The sequence below is a fragment of the Bacillus sp. FJAT-45350 genome, from assembly GCF_002335805.1.
Classification (GTDB): Bacteria; Bacillota; Bacilli; order Bacillales; family NISU01; genus FJAT-45350.
Genome location: NZ_NISU01000001.1, coordinates 2,488,430 through 2,508,068 on the forward strand (window position 1 = coordinate 2,488,430; position 19,639 = coordinate 2,508,068).

Consider the following 19,639-nt stretch of genomic DNA (forward strand, 5'->3'; position numbering starts at 1 on the left):
GCTTGTTCACCTCTAAATTTACGATAGCGTTAATACAATGAGTATCTCCTGATCATTCAATGTACAATCACTAATTGTAAAACTCTCTTTATTTGTGTTCATTTCTTTTAGCCATTCTTCTATACGAGCAGGATTTGATAATTGACCTTGAAAGTCAAAAATCAATTGATGGGTATCTATTAGTTGAAATGTAACTAAAAGATGATTATCTACACCTTGTTCAAGCGTTTCATCTAATAAATTAAAAAATGTCTGACACCACAAGAGTAATTCGTTATCATTCTTAGATAAATCAGCTGCTTCACCAAGAACTTCAAATTCGATTTTATACAAATGGTTTTCCCAATTAAAAGTTAAAAATTCCTCAGTTAAAAGAGGAATACCCAAGTTAGATAACTTTGTTTCGTTCCTAGCTTGCTGAATTACTGTATTTATAACGTCCTCAACTCGATCTAGACGATTTAAAGCAATATTTCCTTTAATTAGTTGGACGACATTTAACCAATCGTGTCGTGAATGGCGTAATAATTCAATAACATCCCAGCGCTTTTTCATACGTGTACTCCTATTTCAAAGATTCAATAACACTTCTCAAGAGGTATAAGAAAACCTCGAAGCAACGAGCGAAGGCACATTGCATCTCTTAATTGAAGTTACTCTAATAGAAAAAATTACATTTCCTATCTTAACACAACTATTCCTAACATTACCTTCCAAGAGAAAAATTTTTTCTACAACAATAAACATAAGAAAAGGCTTGAGGAGAACCTCAAGCCTTTATTCGATTATCCTAGCTTAAATCGATTCACAATACGATTAAGTGTTTGTGCTTCCTCTGATAATTTAGAAGCATCGTCAGCAAGAGTATTGATACCATCCACTTGTTGATCCATACTTGCCACCGTTTGGACAACCTGATCCGTAAATTGTTCAGCAATTTTATTAATTTCTTCAATTATCTGCTCTAATCGTTCTCCATCTTGAATTAACGAATCTGAATACTCATGGTTACTCATAACTGCATGCTTTGTATGTTCAGACGCTTCATTCAGCTTACGGATTGAGTCACCTGCTAACTTCACTACCTTTACACCGTCACCAATTGTAGAGACGCTAGCTTCAACCTGATTAACCGCTTCTCCTAGTTCCGTTCTCGTATGATGTAACGTACTAAGGATATCAGAAGCAAACGTATTCGTGTCTTCCGCTAATTTACGTACCTCAGAGGCTACTATTGCAAAGCCTTTTCCAGCCTCTCCCGCTCTAGCTGCCTCAATCGATGCATTCAAGGCTAATAAATTTGTTTGTTCAGCAATTTGAGTAATTGATGAAACTTTATTTATTACATTTTCAGCTTCTTCTGCAACTCGCATAATCTTTCTGGCAGATTGAGAGACAGTTTGTTGTATTTGATTCATCTGTTCTTCAGAGGAAAAAACAGCCTTTTCTCCTTCAATTGCAGCAACAGAAGCATCCTCAGACATATCTAGCGTTTGCTTAATCTCTAATTGCATCCCTCTTACACCATTCATCATATTTTGAACCATGGCATGAGCTGATTGCAGTGATGATAATTGATTTTCTGTTCCACTTTGGAATGACTGCATCGTTTCTCCAAATTCATTAAAAGCTGCAGAAAGTCTCTTAGCTTCCATTTCTTGGTCACCACTTACCTTATCAACAGAATGCGCTGACCTATTTAACTCATTAATAATATTCTTTAAACCAAGCACTACTTTATTTATTTCAAATCCAATTTGATGAAACTCTGTTCTTGAACGATTAGCTATTTCCGCAGTCAAATCCCCTGCTGAAATGCTCCTTGTAACGGAATACCAGCTTTGCAGTCCTCTCATAATGTATAAATACAAATATAAACCGATAGCTCCAGCTGTAATTAACGAAACAATAATCATTGTAAGTAATGATGTAAATGGAACATTAAAAACAAAACCTGTCACTCCAATAACAACGCTTGGAAGTAATGATAAGCTCGCTATCATCGGACCTGTGAATTTCTTATGTACTATACGCCCTAATCGTAAATTAAAGCGTTTACCTTTTTCACCTACATAAATGGGACATGATGCATCAATTAACATTTCCCCTGTATTTCTAGGGTAAATCTGCAGTAGGCCATCGTTAGTATTCGCTGCAATTATTCCAACTTCATCTACAAAAGGATATCCTTCTCTTAGCCTATTTGTATGAATATGACTCATTCCATTTTCATCAACTATGAGCAAATATTCATCACGCTTAAGTTCCTCATCTAAGACTTCTCTTAATTTAACATAATTTTTCTCAAGAGAATAATCATCTCTAATGTATGATTGTAATTTTTCAGCTACTCTCTCAACTTTTTTTAACGCATTTTGGGCTGCAGCAGTCTTTATTAGTTTCTCCACCTTGTTTCCCCCCTTTGCCCGTATTCATTACAGCTTGTCTATCTCCATTATATAGAAGTTTAGATACATTTAAAATACAATTTTCTTAATTTTGACACTTTTTCTCTTATGTCTAGGAGAATAATATCATTTTTTCAGTACAACTTATGACCAAAAGCAGTAAAAAGGAGTGATTCCATGCCACAACCCCAAAACGAGCAAGTTCAACAGGCAACATTAATCATTCAAGGTGCTCAACAGGCTATGTTAAATGCAAAAAATGCCCCAGAACAACTACAGCAGTCCAAGGAGAAAATATTAGAACTAAATGACCAATTACAAAAAGCTCAAGCAATGGCATCCAAAGACCAACAACCATCCATACAGCAAGCATTACAACAAGTTCATGAGATGCACCAACAATTACTACAAATTCAGCAACAAGGAAATCGCTTGAATTAATTTTTAATTCATAAAAGATGTGAACCGCAATTACTTTCATCCTACTTTCTAAACCTCATTTCTTTTTATCGACTTAATTACTAACTGGTATTAACAAGAGTCTAACGTTAATACCTCCATCTCTTTTTCAAATACAGAAACTTGCTCTTTTAAAAATGGAAAATGGAAAATTAATTCCTATCAAAAAGCTATGTTTTTTATATTGACAGTTTTCATTATCAGACATATACTAAAAATAATTAAAGCCGACTAAAATGATATGGATTATTATGTTTCGTTGAACTAAGGGGGGGTAATCGCATGGCTGGTATACAAATAGAGAAGGTCAGTAAGACTTTTGAAAATAAAGAAGAAAAAACAACATATACAGTTTTTGAAAACATCGACCTAAATGTGAAAACCGGTGAGTTCGTTTCTCTATTAGGGCCATCTGGTTGTGGAAAATCTACATTACTTAACATTATTGCTGGTTTAGACAGTGCATCTACCGGGACGGTTACAGCAGAAGATAAGATTGTAAAAGCACCTGGTTCAGACCGTGGTGTAGTTTTCCAAGAAGCAGCACTTATGCCATGGATGACAGTACTTGATAATGTTATGTTCGCTTTAAAGAAGAAGCTAAGTAAAGACGAAGCTAAGAAACGTGCAATTGAATATTTAAAACTTGTACATTTAAGTAAATTTATTGATTCTTATCCACACGAATTATCCGGTGGAATGAAACAACGTGTATCGATTGCTCGTGCACTAGCGATGGATCCTAGTATTCTATTAATGGATGAACCTTTTGGAGCACTAGATGAACAAACTCGTTCAACGCTTCATAAGGAAGTTCAATTTATATGGGAAACAACTAGAAAAACGATTGTGTTTGTTACCCATAACATTAGAGAGTCAATTTTACTCTCAGATCGAATTATTTTGATGGGGACTAGACCAGGTGGAATCATTGGTGAATTTACAGTTGATTTGCCTAGACCTAGAAAGCAAGCAAGTCCTGAATTTGTAGAGTTAGAAGAAAAAATTATGTCCCAGTTAGCTGGGGAAATTGAAAAGGTGATGAAGGAGGAAATGGGCGATGACTACAACTCTAAGAAGGCTGCTCTTCTTTACGGGTCTAATCGTAATATGGGAGAGCATATATAGACTAAATCTATCATTAGAATTTCGTTCCACAACGCTCTTTCCATCACCTTTTGGTGCCATAAATGAACTCTACAAAGGATTCTTTGAAACTGGGATCCTCACTAGTGCTTTGTTTACTAGCTTGCAGCGAATCGGTATTGGGTTTGCATTAGCCGTTATTATCGGTACATTACTAGGAATTATATTAGCTCGTTCAAAATTTGCCGATGAAACGTTAGGCTCGCTAGTCATTGCCTTACAATCAGTACCAAGTATCGTTTGGCTTCCTATTGCCCTTATTATCTTCCAAGGTGGCGGTACAGCCATTATCTTTATCATCGTTCTAGGTGGAACATGGGCAATGACAATGAACATGAGAATGGGAATAAAAAATGTTCAACCGATTCTTATCCGAGCTGCAAGAACAATGGGATATAGTGGCTCAGAACTTGTCTGGAAAGTAATGATTCCTGCCTCTATCCCTGCTGCACTGACTGGCGCAAGACTTGCATGGGCATTTGGCTGGCGTGCATTAATGGCCGGGGAACTTCTTGGTACAGGAGGTTTAGGTCGAACATTAATGGATGCTAGAGACTTCTTTAATATGGATTTAGTAGTAGCAATTATGATTATTATCTCTATCACTGGTCTTATTGTAGAATACCTTGTCTTTAATAAAATTGAAAAGAAAGTCATGGCTCGTTGGGGTTATGCGAAATAAATAAGTAAAACACGTAAAGTGTCTTTGACTAAACTTACATCAATTTTTATCTTTTATTATCTATACAATTTAAGGGGGAAACAAAAAATGAAAAAATTTATAAGTGCTTTAACAGTTGGCTTAGTTGCTACAGTACTAACAGCTTGTGGTTCTGGGACAACATCTGGAGGAGGAGACGATGTAACGATTGGTTACTTTCCAAACTTAGACCACGCAGCTGCAATCGTTGGAAAAGAAAAAGGATTTTTCCAAGATGAGCTTGGGGAAACACCAGCAGAATTTCGTAACTTTCCAAATGGAAATGATTTCATGGACGCTTTAGACACAGGAACAATTGATATTGGATATGTTGGACCAGGACCAGCAATTAACTCGTTCTTAGCAGGTGGAGATGTTGTCGTAATAGGGGCTGCAGCCAATGGAGCAACACTTATCGTAGCTCGCGATGGTTCAGGTATTGAAAGTCTTGAAGACTTTGGTGGTAAATCATTCTGTACTCCTGGTAATGGTTGCACACACAATGTTCAATTAGAAATTATGTTAAAGGAACTTGGATTAGAATCTAACCGTGTTGGCGGTACTGTAGAGCACCAATCTCGTATTAATCCAGCAAGTATGATTGGAATGTTTGAACAAGGACAAATTGACGCTGCAGCAGCTCCAGAGCCATGGGGAACATATCTTGTAGAAGAATTAGGTGCTAAAGTAATCGCAGAGTGGGATGATGTTTTCTTAGGTGAAACATTACCAAGTGTTGTCATTGTAACGACTAACAAATATTTAGAAGAAAATCCTGATATTGTAGATGCTGTTTTACGCGGTCACAAATCTTCAGTTAATTTCGCTCATGAGAACACAGATGAAACATTAGAAACGGTTAATGACTTACTCTATAACCTTACTCAAAACCGTTTGCCTGAACAGGTATTACAAAATGCATGGACTAGAATGGCTGTAACAACTGAAACTCATGCAGATGCTTTACAAGCATGGGCTGATGCTTCATATGAACTTAAGTTTATGGATAAAGAACCTAACCTAGATGGTTTCGTCGATACAAGTCGATTAGATGCTATTATGGGTCAGTAAAATGTACTGAAACCGATGGAGAAACTTTCTCTGTCGGTTTCTTTTTACCCTATCGAACTTCTGAAACTTTCGCAAACTCAAAAAGGGATTGACTTTGATTAAGCCAATCCCTTTGAGTTTACTTTAATGATGCTAATATTTGCTCTGTTACCTTCTCGCCTTGGTCAATGCAATCAGGTAATCCAAGTCCTTCATATGGTGCTCCAGCAACATATAATCCTTGTAATTCTGTAGCTACCTTCTTTTTTAAATAGTCTATTTTCTGCTTATGCCCGACCATGTATTGAGGCATCGATTCCTTCCATCTAGTAATACGATAGAATTCAGGTGGTGCCTCAATATTCATCGTTCTCTTTAAGTCATTTAATACTACATGTAAAATCGTTTCATCTGACTCATTTACAATTGCATCATCACCAAAGCGACCTACGTAACATCTAAGTAATGCATAGCCTTCTGGAGTTGAATGTTTCCATTTTTTATGAGTCCATGTACAGGCAGTAATTGAGTAATCACTCTTTTTAGCCACCAAAAATCCAGTACCTGTTACTTCTACATCTAATTTATCTAGTGGAAACGCCAAAGCAACTGTTGCTACTGATGTTGACGGCATTTCTTCTAAATAACTAAGGAAATCATACTCTCGTAACATATTTCTTGTAACATGTTGAGGTGTTGTAACAACTACTCGGTCATAGGTTTCGCTTTCACCATTGGTTAATCGAATTTCAAAGGATTTGTCAGCATTTTGTGTAATTTTTTCTACCCCTAGCCCCTTGTTAACCGAATCTTCATCTAAATGATTTTCGATACTGTCTACGAAAGAACTAAGCCCCCGTTTGAAGGATAAAAACATCCCCTTTGGCTTAGCTGGCTGAACAATTTTAGGAGGTTTTGGTATTGATTTTTTCATACCTAAGATTAAACTTCGATGCTTTTGTTCCACTTGATGAAATTGTGGAAAGGTAGCCATTAAGCTTAATCTATCAATGTCTCCAGCATAGATCCCAGAAAGAAGAGGTTCTATTAAATTATCTACAACCTCGTTACCTAAACGCTTGCGAAAGAAAGATCCTAAAGATTGGTCCTGATTAGGATCCGATGTTCTAGGAATGAAAACATCAGCGGCAGCCCTCACTTTACCAAGAGGAGAAAAAAGCTTTGTCGTTGCAAATGGGCCAATCTTTGTTGGAATACCCATAATTGCACCACCTGGAATCGGATACAGTTCGTTGCCCTTTAACACATATGATTGTCCAGTATCATTATAAACAAGCTCTTTCTCTAACCCTACTTCCTTCGCTAGTTTAGAGGCACTTAATTTTCTAGCTAAAAAAGAATCTGGGCCCTTTTCAATAACAAAGCCCTTAGTATAGTCTGTATCAATCTTACCACCGAGTTTATTATTTAATTCATAAAGGTTATATTCGATAGGAAGACCCTTTGCTAATGTTTCCTTTTGTAAATAATAAGCAATAGTTAATCCTGTAATCCCTCCACCAATAATAGCAACCCGCTTTGATTCCTGGTTCACTAGTTGACACGAACTTTCTCATTCAGTTTTTGCGTAACTACTGTTGCAAGACAATCTATAAACTCTTCCTTTGCATTTGGCATTTCAGGACGTAGGTATTGTAGTCCAAGTTCATCTGTAACAACTTTACATTCATAGTCATTATCATATAGAACCTCTAAATGATCTGCTACAAAACCAACAGGGCAATAAACCATAGTTGTATAGCCTTCCTTTTCATGTAAGTCTCTCGTCAACACTTGTACATCTGGACCTATCCAAGGCTCTGGGGTATTCCCCTCACTTTGCCAGCCAATTGTGTAATGCTTAATATTAGCTTGCTTAGCTACAAGGTCTGCTGTTTCCTTCAGTTGCTCTGGGTACGGATCTCCAGCAGCAATGATTTTCTCAGGTAAACTATGAGCAGAGAAGATAAATACCGCTTTCTCTTCAACCTCTATTTTCTTCATTGTTTCTTTTACCTGATTTACCCAATAATCTATAAACTTCGGCTCATCATACCAACTATCAATACTATGAATAACTGGTCCACCAATCTTTTCAGACTCTTCCTTCGCACGGCCATTGTAAGACTTCACACTAAACGTAGAGAAGTGAGGTGCTAAAACAATACTAATTGCTTCCTCAATACCGTCCTCCTTCATTTGATGTACAGCATCCTCAATAAATGGGTCAATATGCTTTAAACCAAGATACATTTTAAATGTAACATCATCATACTCTTTATTTAATTTAGCTTCTAAGCCTTCAGCTTGTGCTAATGTAATTTTAGCAAGGGGGCTAATTCCGCCTATTGCTTCGTACCTTTCTGTAAGTTCATCTAATGCTTCTTGAGACGGCTTTCGCCCGCGGCGTATATGTGTATAATAAGGCTCAACTTCCTCTAAACTTCTAGGAGTACCATATGCCATAACAAGAAGTCCGATTGTTTTCTTTGCCATTTTACCACTCCACTCCGTTCTTATTTTTGAGATGTATATTCATGTACAAATGCTGTTAATCTTTTCAATGTATCAGGTTTAACTTCTGGGAATACCCCATGCCCAAGATTAAAGATAAAACTACCATCTGACTGTAATCCCTGGTCTAAAATTGCTTTCGCTCTTTCTTCAATAACTTCCCACGGTGCCATAAGAATTGTCGGGTCTAGGTTACCTTGTACCGTTTTCGTTATACCTTTTGCTCTTGCTTCTTGAATCGGCAAACGCCAGTCAAGTCCTACAACATCTAATGGGAGGTCATGCCATTCATTGACTAAGTGACTTGCTCCTACACCGAACATAATTAATGGCACTCCTTCACCTTTTAATGCAGTGAAGATCTTCGTCATACATGGTTTAACAAATGTGCGATAATCTTGTACATTTAAAGTCCCTACCCATGAATCAAAGATTTGAATTGCTTGCGCGCCAGCTGCAATTTGTGATTTTACATATGTAATCGTTGTATCAGCTAGCTTGTCCATTAATAAATGCCAAGCTTCTGGCTCTGAATACATAAATGCCTTAGTTTTATGATAATTTCTTGATGGACCGCCTTCAATCATATAGCTTGCTAATGTGAAAGGTGCACCACCAAAGCTAATTAAAGGTACAGTTAACTGCTCACGAAGAAGCTTGATCGTATCTAGTACATACGGTACATCTTGTTCAGGGTTAATTTCACCTAATTTCTCAACATCAGCTTTTGAACGAATTGGATTATCGATGACAGGACCAATGCCTGATTTAATCTCTACATCAACGCCGATTGCTGGAAGTGGTGTCATAATGTCTTTATAAAGAATTGCTGCATCATTATTATATTGGTCAACTGGTAGCTTTGTTACATAAGCACAAAGCTCAGGTTGATGTGTAATTTCAAATAGAGAATATTTCTCTTTAATTTTACGGTATTCTGGTTGAGAACGTCCTGCTTGCCTCATATACCACACTGGAGTATGACTAACGCTCTCCCCTCTACATGCTCTCAAAAAGTTATCATTAAATACTTGATTACTCATCCCTACACACCTTTCTTCATTCACTCTATAATCTCTACATGTTAATCTTTCATATCAAATAAATATAGCATTCCATCATTCATTAGTTATTGTAAACCAATCAATTAAAAAAATCATTTTCTTACACTCTCTTCTACTATAATCGGCAGTGAATTTAAAGTATATACAACGACGTAAAGTGTCATAAAATTGATGAATTCAAAAATAACTCCATATTTATTGAGAGCATTGAAAATGTCCATAATAGACGATTAAAGAAGTGATAATGGCTTCGTATATTACTTTAGCCCACTAAAAAAGTGAAAACCACACTTTTTCAGTGGGCTGTGCTTTTTAAGTATCAAGTTCAAACCAAAAAAGCCTGTAAGATTATTTAACAATATTTTCAAGTGCTAATTTCATACATGGTACGATAACTAACAAGAGATGTTAGCTATATAGCGTCAACAAAGGGGTGTATTTACATGAAGGCAAAAACAAAAGCGAACACAAGAAGCAGAAAACAAATACCTTTTGATGATTTGTACCCTTTCTTTCAACCTATTATCGGTGCTGACCAAAGAGCAATTGCAGGCTATGAAATATTGGGAAGAAGAAAGACTAGAGACACCCTCTCTAGTCTTGGTCCCTATTTCAATGATCCTAATATAGCTGTTCCAGAAAAAATTAGAGTCGATTCAATTATAAGAAAGAAGGCATTACAAACAATCACACAACAAAAAATGAAAGAGAATTGCCTTTATTTTTTTAATATTAATCCTCTACTCTTTACAGAAGAATTTGATGAAGAATTTTATTTATCATTGCTGAATAGCGAAAGAAAAGGGATAAATTACTCACAAATTGTTATAGAAATAACTGAGGATTCTTTTGCTGAAAATGAGAGAAGGATTAAAAAACAGCTAAATAAATACCGTGAATTAGGTTGTAAAATAGCAATCGATGATGTTGGAAAAGGATTTAGTAACTTGGAAAGAATCGCTTCAATTAATCCGAATATACTGAAAATAGACCTACTTCTTGTACAAAGAAGTACAAATTCTAGCTCCTATCGAAATGTGCTACACGCCCTTTCCGTGCTCTCACAAAAACTAGGTGCCTCTCTATTATTTGAAGGAATTGAAACATTAGAAAATGTAAAGAATGCGTGGAAGAATGGAGCCCAATATTATCAAGGCTATTTTTTTGCCAAGCCACAACCTAGTTTAGTACCAGATATTAGCAATTCAAAAACCTTAAATGCTCAATTAGAATTTATGATTCAAAAAGAAGTTGAACGACTTAATCAGCACTTCTCTTTTGAAGAACATTTTAATGCATTACTTTCGGACAACATCAGCTCTGTCAATTTCGACGACTATGACAAATCAATTCAAAAGATTACTAGATTCTTGCCAGAGAACTGCTACAGAGTATATCTATGTGATCGCCTAGGTTACCAAAAATCAGCCAATCATATAAAAAATCAAACGAAAGATTGGGCTATTGAAAATGAATATCTAAATAAAAATTGGAGCTGGCGTCCATATTTTTTACAAAATATTGTTAGTATGAGTATGAATCAAAAAGGCTATTTGTCTGATTCTTACTGTGATCTTGAAACAAACAAATTAACACAAACATTTTCATATCCAATTGAACAAAACCTATACCTATTTATCGATATTAAAAACACCCATGGAATAAAATCCTAATATAATGTTTGTTTTTCAAAACATATGGTAAAAACCTATAAAACACCCTCCTTTAATTAAAAATTCTAAAAAAAAACACAAGTTAAATTTTTGTGGTAAAATATACTCAAGTTTACTGCGGAATAAATAGCTTACAACATAGCTCATAAGGAGGACATCATGAATTGGAATAAATCAAGTCTACGCTTTAAAATCCTAGGTGCCCTAAGTGCTGTACTAGGATTATTTTTTATTGGTTTCATCATTATTTTTTCTCAGTTTAATATTATTGAAACTGAGACCGAAACATTAGAAAAATCTAGCAATCATGCGATAGAGGTAGTGGAGTTCCAATCACTATTTAACTCGAAGTATATAGACATATTAAACTTAGTGTATCAGGATGAATTTAATAGCGAGGCATACAACCTCAAAAACGAACAATTAAACGAAATTTTATCGAGGTTAGAATTAGCTGTTGATACAGAAGAAGAGCAATGGCTCTATGACACACTTCTTACATATAATAACGAATTCAATAGCCGTGTTGATGGGATTATTGAAGGAAGAGTTTCTATTAATGACTACACAATTCGAATGCTTACAACGTTTACAGATGATACAGAGCAAGTGAGCACGCAACTCGAACAATTATTAAAAGAAGATGCAGAGCATGCCTCAGCTGAAGTTCATTTTGCATTAAACCAATCAGTATTAATTAGTATCATTGCCTTTGTTGCTGCTGCCATTACAGGTGGAATTCTTTTTATTTTCCTTGGCAATTCCATCAATAAATCTGTTCATAATACTCTTCATGTAGCAAACAAAGTGAGTGAAGGTGATTTGACAATTGAGGATATTACAAAACATTCTAATGATGAGCTAGGACAACTTAGTCATTCTATTAATAAGATGACTGCAAATTTGCGTCAACTCGTTTCAGAAATTACACTAGTTTCACAGTCTGTAGCATCTTCTAGTCATGAGCTTGTTGCCTCATCTGAGCAAGTAAACTCAGGTTCACAGCAAGTGGCAGGGTCTCTACAGCAGATGGCAAGTGGTCATGTTGATTTGAATCATTCAATCGAACGTTCTGCATCTACATTTAAAGAAATGGAAGATGAATTAAATAACGTGAAACATGCTACTAGTTCCATTTTATCAGAAGCTAATACATCTAACCTTCATGCTGAAGACGGTGAAAAGAGACTTACAGAATCAATTAACGCGATAACGAATATACGCAAACAAAATGAAGCAAATGTCGCTGTCATTGAAGAACTTGGCGAAAACTCAAAAGAAATTAACAATATTATTAAAATGATTCAAGAAATTTCATCACAAACAAGTTTACTATCACTAAATGCAGCAATTGAAGCAGCACGAGCAGGTGAAGCTGGGAAAGGATTCGCAGTTGTCGCTGACGAGATCAGAAAGCTTTCTTCTCAAAGTGAGAAAGCCACAACGACTATTTCTGAAATCATTACTAATATTTCAATTCAAGTAGAACAATCAGTTTCAAAATCTCGTGAAAGTGCACAGATTATTCAAGATGGTGAACAGTCAATTCTTGAAACAAGTAAAGCCTTTAGTGACATTGTACAATCAGTCGCTCTTGTATTATCTCAAGCAAATGAAATCGACCATCTAGTTAATAATGTAAACAAGAAAAGTATCGATATCTTACATGCAGTAGAAGGAATACGTGAAATTTCAAATCAATCGACAGAATCAACAGAAATGATCTCAGCTACAATGCAAGAACAAGTGTCAACAATGGAAAATGTCACTCAATCTGCTGAAGACTTATCGAAAGTCGCGATTGAATTAGAAGAAAAGATATCTAGTTTTAAAATTTAAAGCTACAAGGGGTGTGCCTAAGGTTGAATATTTACCTTAAGGGACACCCTCTTTTTTGATTATCGACGTTAGTACCAAGAGTTTGCAATGGTTTCGTATTTCATTCCTAAGTTATCAGTAATAATGACTCGTAGTTCAATATTTTCCATATCTACACCATTTTGATTTTCTAGCTTAATAAAGTCGTGATAATATATGCTCTCACTATAAGAATCTGAATGAAAGTTTTGATTTTGCTGTAGTAGATCCAACTCTTGTGCTAGTGTCCCATCGATATAAAGAAAAGCATTGGCACTTTTCATTTTAAAATCATTACTGTTTTTTACAATAAATTCATTTTCTAAACGATTATGAATATCAATGTTCACACTTATTTCTTGATTACCATGGTTCTGTACATCTGCATGAGTCATGATACGCGAATCTAACTGCTCTTTAAACCGTAAATCAAGTAACTTCTCACTTCTTTTGCTCACTTTCGAGGTTGCCATCACCTGTGTTTCATAGTTCCCTTTTAACGGAAGTCTATATTCTAGCGAGTAATTTAATCCATTCGTATTCGTTACTTGTAATTCTGTCCATTCCCTATCATCTTCTTCACGATACAACATAGATAATTGCTCATCAGCCATGAGCTCACGTAAACTCCATTCAATTAACACATCTATCTGGTCCTCTTCCAAATTTACATTGGTTATCTGATAATTCTTCTCTCGTACCCATAACTGCTCTTCTAAGATTTCATCCATTGTCATTTGTACCTCTGTATTTATGCCTTGGACAGAGTGATTGATATTCTGAACTTCATATTGTAGGTTGCTTATGTTGTGCATTCTTTGTTGAATATCGTTGATTTTGTTAAAACTAGCTATATTCAAAATAATAAGAACCATAATAGCAGCACTAAAAATAATCTCCCGCCTTTTCAATTCCTCACCTCCACATTACAGTTTATCAGGGATTATTTAACTTCGCTCTGAAATTTCTAAAAGAAAAGCGCAAAAAACGAGTACAAGCCAAATAGCCTATACTCGTTTCTTATATTTTACCAAATTAAAAACCAAACCCCATACTAACATCCGCGACATTAGATAGCTCTCCTGTTTGGTCAGTTAGTGGGTCGTACGGAACAACGACGTAGTTCTTTAATGAAAATAAATTAACAGGTGACACAATATAGTGCCCTTCCCCGATACTCGTACCGACTTTTCTTACATCGTTATTGCTGGTTACTTCGTATATATGATAATGGACCCTCTCATCTTCCGAAGGCTTCCAATTTAACTCTACACCTAAAAACGAACGTCCACCTAGCGTTATTGAAGCGGATAAGTCATTTATAGTCATAAGACGGATCGGTGGTTCTAGGTCAGATACTCCTCTAGGTGGTTCAAACGCTAGCTGTTGATAGCTTGATGGCAACTCATTCAAAATATCTTTAAATAAAGCTGTTGGATAAGAGCTACCCCCTTTTAAATATTGGTCAACCGTTGTTACATCATGCCCCATCCAAACGGTCCCGACAACTTTTGGTGTGTAGCCAACAAACCAAGCATCTCTTGTACCCCCAGTAACTTCAGTAAAAGAGGTTGTTCCTGTCTTTCCTGCAAGTGCTTGTATACTACTCCCTCTACTTGCTGTCCCATCTGTCACGACAGACTCTAGCATCCTCGTCATATACCAAACAGTTTGTGGGGAAAATACCTGTTGTTCCTCGTTTGAAACTTGACCTATTAAATTACCGTCCTTATTGTAAATTCGTTCAATGAAATAATGGTCCGTATAGCTCCCATCTTTTGCAAAAGGACGATAAGCTTTTGTAATTTCTAAAGGAGACAAACCTTCTAATAATCCACCTAATGCAATTGATAAGCCATCATCAGGTAACTCTACATTCATCTTAGTTAAATAATCCTTAGATAAATCAATGCCAAGCTCATTTAATAACCATACAGCTGGAGCGTTTGCAGAATGTGTAATTGCATCATACATACTGACTTGCCCTTGATACTGTCGATTAAAATTTCTAGGCGTGTAACCGTCGTAATCTAATAGCTCATCTCGTAGCATCGAATATGGTTCATAAACTCCCTCTTCTAATGCTGGAGCATAAACAGCTAACGGCTTCATAGTGGAGCCTGGCTGACGTTTGACATTAACCCTATTTAACCCTTGCCTTACATAATTTCTTCCCCCGTGTACAGCAAGAATCCCTCCTGTTTCAACATCCATTAGGACAAATGCACTCTCAACACTCTCTTCATGACCGGGTAAATATGCTTCATTTTTTATCGCTTTAAAGGAAACTTCTTGAGCTTCTCTATCCATTGGAACGACAATTGTATATCCACCAGTTAATACCTCTTCATTAGAAAGCTGATACTTTTCTTCTACTTCATCAAGAACCATATCAACATACGTTGTATACGCATCATTTTGACTAAAGCGAGACACATCTAAATTTACTGTTCTTCCTTGATAACGAACTGCTTCTTCAGGAGTAAGATATCCTTGTCTTTCCATCACACTTAAGACTAAATCACGTCGCATCTTACTTCTCTCTATGTTATTTATTGGAGAATAGCTATTTGGTGCCTTAGGCATACCCGCTAATAACGCTCCTTCTTCAATCGTTAACTCAGAAACATTTTTATTAAAATATAGCTTCGATGCAGATTGAATACCATGAGCACCATGACCAAAGTAAATTCGATTCAAGTACATTTCAAGTAGCTCAAGCTTACTGTATCTTCTCTCTAGATTCATAGCAATTAGAACTTCTTTTGTCTTTCTTAGCCACGTTTTATCATGAGAGAGAAACGTATTTTTTGCTAGCTGTTGCGTTATCGTACTTCCTCCCTCAACTTTAGAGCCAGCCAGTATATCACGATACAGTGCGCGACCAATCGCTCGAATGTCTATACCTTGATGTGTATAGAAACGATTATCCTCAATTGCAACAAAAGCATCTTGAACATGCTGGGGTATATCTTGAATTTCTACTAGCTCTCTATTTTCCACGAAAAGCTGTGTAATTAGCTCACCATTTTGATCTACGATATATGACGATGAATTCATAACTAATTTTTTATTATCTATTACATAGTTACCAGCGAATATAATGAATAAGTAAATGATAAGTCCTACTATTAGTGTTCCACTAAAAATTACAGTACCAAGAAGTAATCGTTTTTTAGTAAGATAACTACCCATAAAACAACTCCCAATTTTAAGTTTCAATTGCCAATTTTCAAATGGCTAATCGTTAATTACATTCAAACAAAACCAATGACATATACTTACGTTCTATGGTAAACCAACCTTTGGTCCATATAAAAAAATCCTCATCTACTATTAGATGAGGTTATTTTATCTATTATATTATAGACCATTCGACAAAACTAGCCAAAAGTTTTACTTTACGAGTTGATGACGGTGAGCATATATGGCAATTTGCGTACGGTCTTCTACATCCAATTTTGCTAATATATTACTAACATGTGTTTTCACTGTTTTAACACCTATGAATAGTTTATCTGCTATATCCTGATTCGTTTTACCATCACCTATTAAACACAATACTTCTAACTCTCGTGGTGTGAGCTGTTCATGAGGTAGCTTCTGAGACTGCTTTCTCATTCTTTCCATCATCTTGCTCGTTACTTGTGATTCGACAATGGATTCTCCGTTATAGGCTGCTCTTATTGCAGCAGCTATCTCCGTTGCCCTTGATGTTTTTAATAAATAACTAAAAGCTCCCGCTTCTATAACTGGATACACTTTTTCATCATCAATAAAGCTAGTTAACACAATTACTTTCGTAGTCGGAAAGCTTGATACAATCTGTTTTGTCGCTTCAATCCCACCGATTCCTTCCATCACTAAATCCATTAACACAACATCAGGTTTGTATTTATGTGCCAAAGTGATTCCTTCTTCCCCACTTGAGGCTTCTCCTACAACATCTAAATCTTCTTCTGTCGCTAAATATGTGCTTAAGCCCATTCGAACCATTTCGTGGTCATCCACAAGCAACACCTTAATCAATCAAGCCCTCTCCTTTACGATAGGAATCACCGCTTCAATTTGTGTTCCTTTTCCTTTAATAGACACAATTTCAAATACTCCCCCTACTTCATATACACGTTCACGCATCGTTTGTAATCCATATGAGCCCGTTTTTTTAGTAGACGTATCAAAACCAACTCCATTATCTATTATTTTTAAACGAATTTGCTCGTTGCTTTCCCGTAATTGAAGTTCCACCTTCTTTGCCTTCGCGTGACGTAATATATTCGAAAGTCCTTCTTGAACAATTCTAAAAAGGTGGTCTTCGATTCCTTTAGCGATATGGTCTGTAAGTTCATCAATTTTCCAAGTAATCGCTAATTCGTTTTTTGATTTTAGTTCAGTTAATAACTCTTCAATTCCTTGCTTTAACTTTTTTCCTTCTAAATGAGTTGGTCTTAAATGTAATAGCAACGCTCTCATTTCCGATTGAGCTGTGGCTGCCATAGTCTCCACTAATTCTATTTGTTTTTCTCCTTTGACTGGGTCTTTCTTCAACGTCGTCTTTAATGCTGCTGTCATCATTGAAATCGCGAATAGCTGTTGGCTGACCGCATCATGCAAGTCTCTTGCTAATCGTTGCCTCTCCTCACTAACTGCAGTTTGTTTAATGGTTTCCTGCCATCTCGATCGCTCTGCCGATAGCCTTTGGAGGGATGCAACTTGCTCTTCAATTCGGGTCGCCATCGTATTCATTCTCTGCCCCATTACGCCAATCTCATCATGACCTAATTCTGAAATACGATGGGCAAAGTTTCCTCGTTCATACGCCATCGTTCCTTCGGTTAATTGTTCTAATCGTTTTTTTACTCCATTCCCAATTAAATAACCAAAGATAGAGCCAATACTAATACATACGAAGGGAATCAGTAAAAAAAGTGGTGTCCCGAGGAGCTTTTTTTGAAACAAAACAGCAAACCCTTGCTGTTCACCATATGTTAAAACAAAAACAATAAATACACCTGTTAGTAAGCTAATCCAAACAGAGTTACGCATATATTGCCATTGTAAATTGACTAATTTATGATTCTTCATTACACATACCTCACATCAATATCACCAATAAATAGAGAAAGGACGATCTTTACCCTTCTTTCCGCTTCTTTATAATCTGATGTTGAATATTCAATGGTTGGGTTAAAGCCACTTTGTCTACTTTCTAGAACATTTAAATCCCCAATTGTCACCATTGACTGTACATGGACATCTAAATCATATGGAATATAAATATCTATATCACCTATCCACCCTTGAATAATAACGACCGTTTCTCCTTCAGGAATAATAGCCTTCGAAAGGTCAATTTTTATATCGCCAATTCCGTTTCTTATATTCATATCACGTAATTCAAACTGGTGATGCAATAGGTGAAGATCGCCAATAAACGTACTTTTAAAGGTTGGAGCTGTTAGAATCTTTTCCTTCTTTTTCTCTTCCTTTTGCTTCACACTTTTTTCTTCATATATTGTCTTATCAATTTCTTCGCTAAACCAGTCATCATCCTCTTTGCTTCTCTTTTGACTACCTGTTAAAAGGCGATAACCAAAATAAATGAAAGCAAGTGCCACTAATATACCTGCGATATTGATTCGAAAGACATTTTCAAATAGTGCAATGACTGCAATTAGAAAGAAGATAAGGCTAATAACCTTACGCTGCTTTTGATAGAAAAAAAGACCTATAACAAAAAAGATAAGGGGACCAATTATACTACCAAGATTGAAATTAAGATGGAACGTATTAAATAATACGCTTACTCCTATTAAAATGATAATCATACCTATTAATACATTTCGCGACGTTTTCACTTTAACCGTCCCCCTTTCTTACCTAATCACTACTTCTCCTGATGAAGTTCTAATATTGATTTGATTTGCTCCATCTCCAACTGTTCCTATATAATTCCTCTTCCCTAAGCTCGTATAAGATATTGGCAAGTTACTTACTACACTTCCTGAAGACGTATTAACTTCTAAAGTGAATGAAGGTTGTGGAATATGGAGCTCAATGTCTCCGGAGCTTGTTTGAAAGTCAATTGTACCATTTTCATTTATATAGGATAAAAATACATCCCCGGAAGATGTCCTTCCTCTAATCTCACCTGAAACTCCATCAATTACGATATTACCAGAGCTACTTGAAAGCGAGATTTCATTTGTTTGTAATTGAGTACCATTGAAGTCACCAGAAGAGCTTACAAACGTTAGCATATTAATCGTACCTCGAACACTTTTTACATCACCTGAGCTCATTTTAGCTGAAAATACATCTAATGTAACCTCATCATGAATTGAAATATCCCCAGAGCTTGACGTTATATGGAGCTCCTGCTGAAATTGCTCTGGTAAATCTAACTTTAAACTTACATGCGAACGTCCAAAGGAAAACCACCGATTTCTTTTGCTTACTTCAACCCTCAATGTAGAGCCTACTACCCTCGTAACTAAGTCCACGTCACCTTGTGATGAACGACCATGAAGATCTACTGTAATACCAGAATCAGACGTTGAAAAAATATTAACATCTGTACTTGAAGTCACAATTTCTACCTTCTCAATCTGCTCCAAACCAAACTCTTGTTTATCTTGTATATTCACTTGTTTAGAAAAAGATTGTGTAACTGTCATAATCCCCACTACAGCGCCAATAAAAATTAAAAGTATGCCGACGATCTTCTTCATTTTTCCAGCCTCCACCATTTTTTACTAACTAGCAACA

The 19,639-nt window shown here is 36.1% G+C and carries 17 protein-coding genes and 1 pseudogene; 7 read left to right on the plus strand and 11 right to left on the minus strand.

Annotation, left to right across the window (positions count from 1 at the left end):
* Window positions 1–18: 18 nt before the first annotated feature.
* On the minus strand, window positions 19–555 hold the full coding sequence (locus tag CD003_RS12575; protein WP_096201448.1) for a sporulation initiation phosphotransferase B: 537 nt from the start codon (window positions 553–555) through the stop codon (window positions 19–21).
* A 230-nt stretch (window positions 556–785) separates the two neighbouring features.
* A complete protein-coding gene (locus tag CD003_RS12580; protein ID WP_373558571.1) occupies window positions 786–2,222 on the minus strand; it encodes a methyl-accepting chemotaxis protein in 1,437 nt (478 codons plus the stop codon).
* Between the two features lie 363 nt (window positions 2,223–2,585).
* Between CD003_RS12580 and CD003_RS12585 the strand changes: the two genes are divergently transcribed.
* The 4 genes from CD003_RS12585 to CD003_RS12600 all read left to right on the plus strand — a co-directional run bounded on the left by CD003_RS12585 (window position 2,586) and on the right by CD003_RS12600 (window position 5,784).
* Window positions 2,586–2,849, plus strand: a complete 264-nt coding sequence (locus CD003_RS12585) for a hypothetical protein (protein ID WP_096201450.1) — start codon at window positions 2,586–2,588, stop codon at window positions 2,847–2,849.
* 300 nt (window positions 2,850–3,149) lie between these two features.
* Window positions 3,150–3,995 (plus strand): ABC transporter ATP-binding protein, encoded by an 846-nt coding sequence (locus CD003_RS12590; RefSeq protein ID WP_096201451.1) that lies wholly within the window; start codon window positions 3,150–3,152, stop codon window positions 3,993–3,995.
* Window positions 3,928–4,695: an ABC transporter permease gene (locus CD003_RS12595; RefSeq protein ID WP_096201452.1), complete on the plus strand. Its 768-nt coding sequence runs from the start codon at window positions 3,928–3,930 to the stop codon at window positions 4,693–4,695. Before CD003_RS12590 ends, CD003_RS12595 begins: the two co-directional genes overlap by 68 nt.
* Before the next feature lie 87 nt (window positions 4,696–4,782).
* Window positions 4,783–5,784 (plus strand): aliphatic sulfonate ABC transporter substrate-binding protein, encoded by a 1,002-nt coding sequence (locus tag CD003_RS12600; protein ID WP_096201453.1) that lies wholly within the window; start codon window positions 4,783–4,785, stop codon window positions 5,782–5,784.
* 118 nt (window positions 5,785–5,902) lie between these two features.
* Here CD003_RS12600 and hemY read toward each other — a convergent pair whose 3' ends face one another.
* Genes hemY through hemE form a run of 3 tightly spaced genes read right to left on the minus strand, consistent with a single transcriptional unit; the run spans window position 5,903 to window position 9,320 of the window.
* Window positions 5,903–7,318 carry a protoporphyrinogen oxidase gene (hemY, locus tag CD003_RS12605; RefSeq protein WP_096201454.1) on the minus strand — a complete coding sequence of 472 codons (1,416 nt, stop codon included), beginning with the start codon at window positions 7,316–7,318 and terminating at the stop codon, window positions 5,903–5,905.
* Window positions 7,318–8,259 carry a ferrochelatase gene (gene hemH, locus CD003_RS12610; RefSeq protein WP_096201455.1) on the minus strand — a complete coding sequence of 314 codons (942 nt, stop codon included), beginning with the start codon at window positions 8,257–8,259 and terminating at the stop codon, window positions 7,318–7,320. Before hemH ends, hemY begins: the two co-directional genes overlap by 1 nt.
* Before the next feature lie 20 nt (window positions 8,260–8,279).
* On the minus strand, window positions 8,280–9,320 hold the full coding sequence (gene hemE, locus CD003_RS12615; protein ID WP_096201456.1) for a uroporphyrinogen decarboxylase: 1,041 nt from the start codon (window positions 9,318–9,320) through the stop codon (window positions 8,280–8,282).
* 464 nt (window positions 9,321–9,784) lie between these two features.
* Between hemE and CD003_RS12620 the strand changes: the two genes are divergently transcribed.
* From CD003_RS12620 to CD003_RS22840, 3 genes and pseudogenes are all read left to right on the plus strand, one after another.
* Window positions 9,785–11,014, plus strand: coding sequence for an EAL domain-containing protein (locus CD003_RS12620; RefSeq protein WP_096201457.1), 1,230 nt, complete (start codon window positions 9,785–9,787; stop codon window positions 11,012–11,014).
* 576 nt (window positions 11,015–11,590) lie between these two features.
* Window positions 11,591–11,914: pseudogene (locus CD003_RS22835) on the plus strand (HAMP domain-containing protein); the annotation flags it as partial.
* Window positions 11,915–12,043: 129 nt separating this feature from the next.
* Window positions 12,044–12,853, plus strand: coding sequence for a methyl-accepting chemotaxis protein (locus CD003_RS22840; protein ID WP_441296624.1), 810 nt, complete (start codon window positions 12,044–12,046; stop codon window positions 12,851–12,853).
* Between the two features lie 68 nt (window positions 12,854–12,921).
* Here CD003_RS22840 and CD003_RS12630 read toward each other — a convergent pair whose 3' ends face one another.
* The 6 genes from CD003_RS12630 to CD003_RS12655 form a co-directional block, all read right to left on the minus strand.
* Window positions 12,922–13,782, minus strand: coding sequence for a hypothetical protein (locus tag CD003_RS12630; protein WP_096201459.1), 861 nt, complete (start codon window positions 13,780–13,782; stop codon window positions 12,922–12,924).
* A gap of 124 nt (window positions 13,783–13,906) precedes the next feature.
* Window positions 13,907–16,066 carry a transglycosylase domain-containing protein gene (locus CD003_RS12635; protein ID WP_096201460.1) on the minus strand — a complete coding sequence of 720 codons (2,160 nt, stop codon included), beginning with the start codon at window positions 16,064–16,066 and terminating at the stop codon, window positions 13,907–13,909.
* Window positions 16,067–16,267: 201 nt separating this feature from the next.
* Window positions 16,268–16,900: a response regulator transcription factor gene (locus tag CD003_RS12640; protein WP_096201461.1), complete on the minus strand. Its 633-nt coding sequence runs from the start codon at window positions 16,898–16,900 to the stop codon at window positions 16,268–16,270.
* Window positions 16,901–17,956, minus strand: a complete 1,056-nt coding sequence (locus tag CD003_RS12645; RefSeq protein WP_096201462.1) for a HAMP domain-containing sensor histidine kinase — start codon at window positions 17,954–17,956, stop codon at window positions 16,901–16,903.
* On the minus strand, window positions 17,956–18,729 hold the full coding sequence (liaF, locus tag CD003_RS12650; RefSeq protein WP_096201463.1) for a cell wall-active antibiotics response protein LiaF: 774 nt from the start codon (window positions 18,727–18,729) through the stop codon (window positions 17,956–17,958). The genes CD003_RS12645 and liaF overlap by 1 nt, the downstream gene beginning before the upstream one ends.
* A gap of 18 nt (window positions 18,730–18,747) precedes the next feature.
* Entirely contained in the window at window positions 18,748–19,602 is an 855-nt protein-coding gene (locus CD003_RS12655; protein ID WP_179295538.1) for a DUF4097 family beta strand repeat-containing protein, read from the minus strand.
* Window positions 19,603–19,639 lie beyond the last annotated feature (37 nt).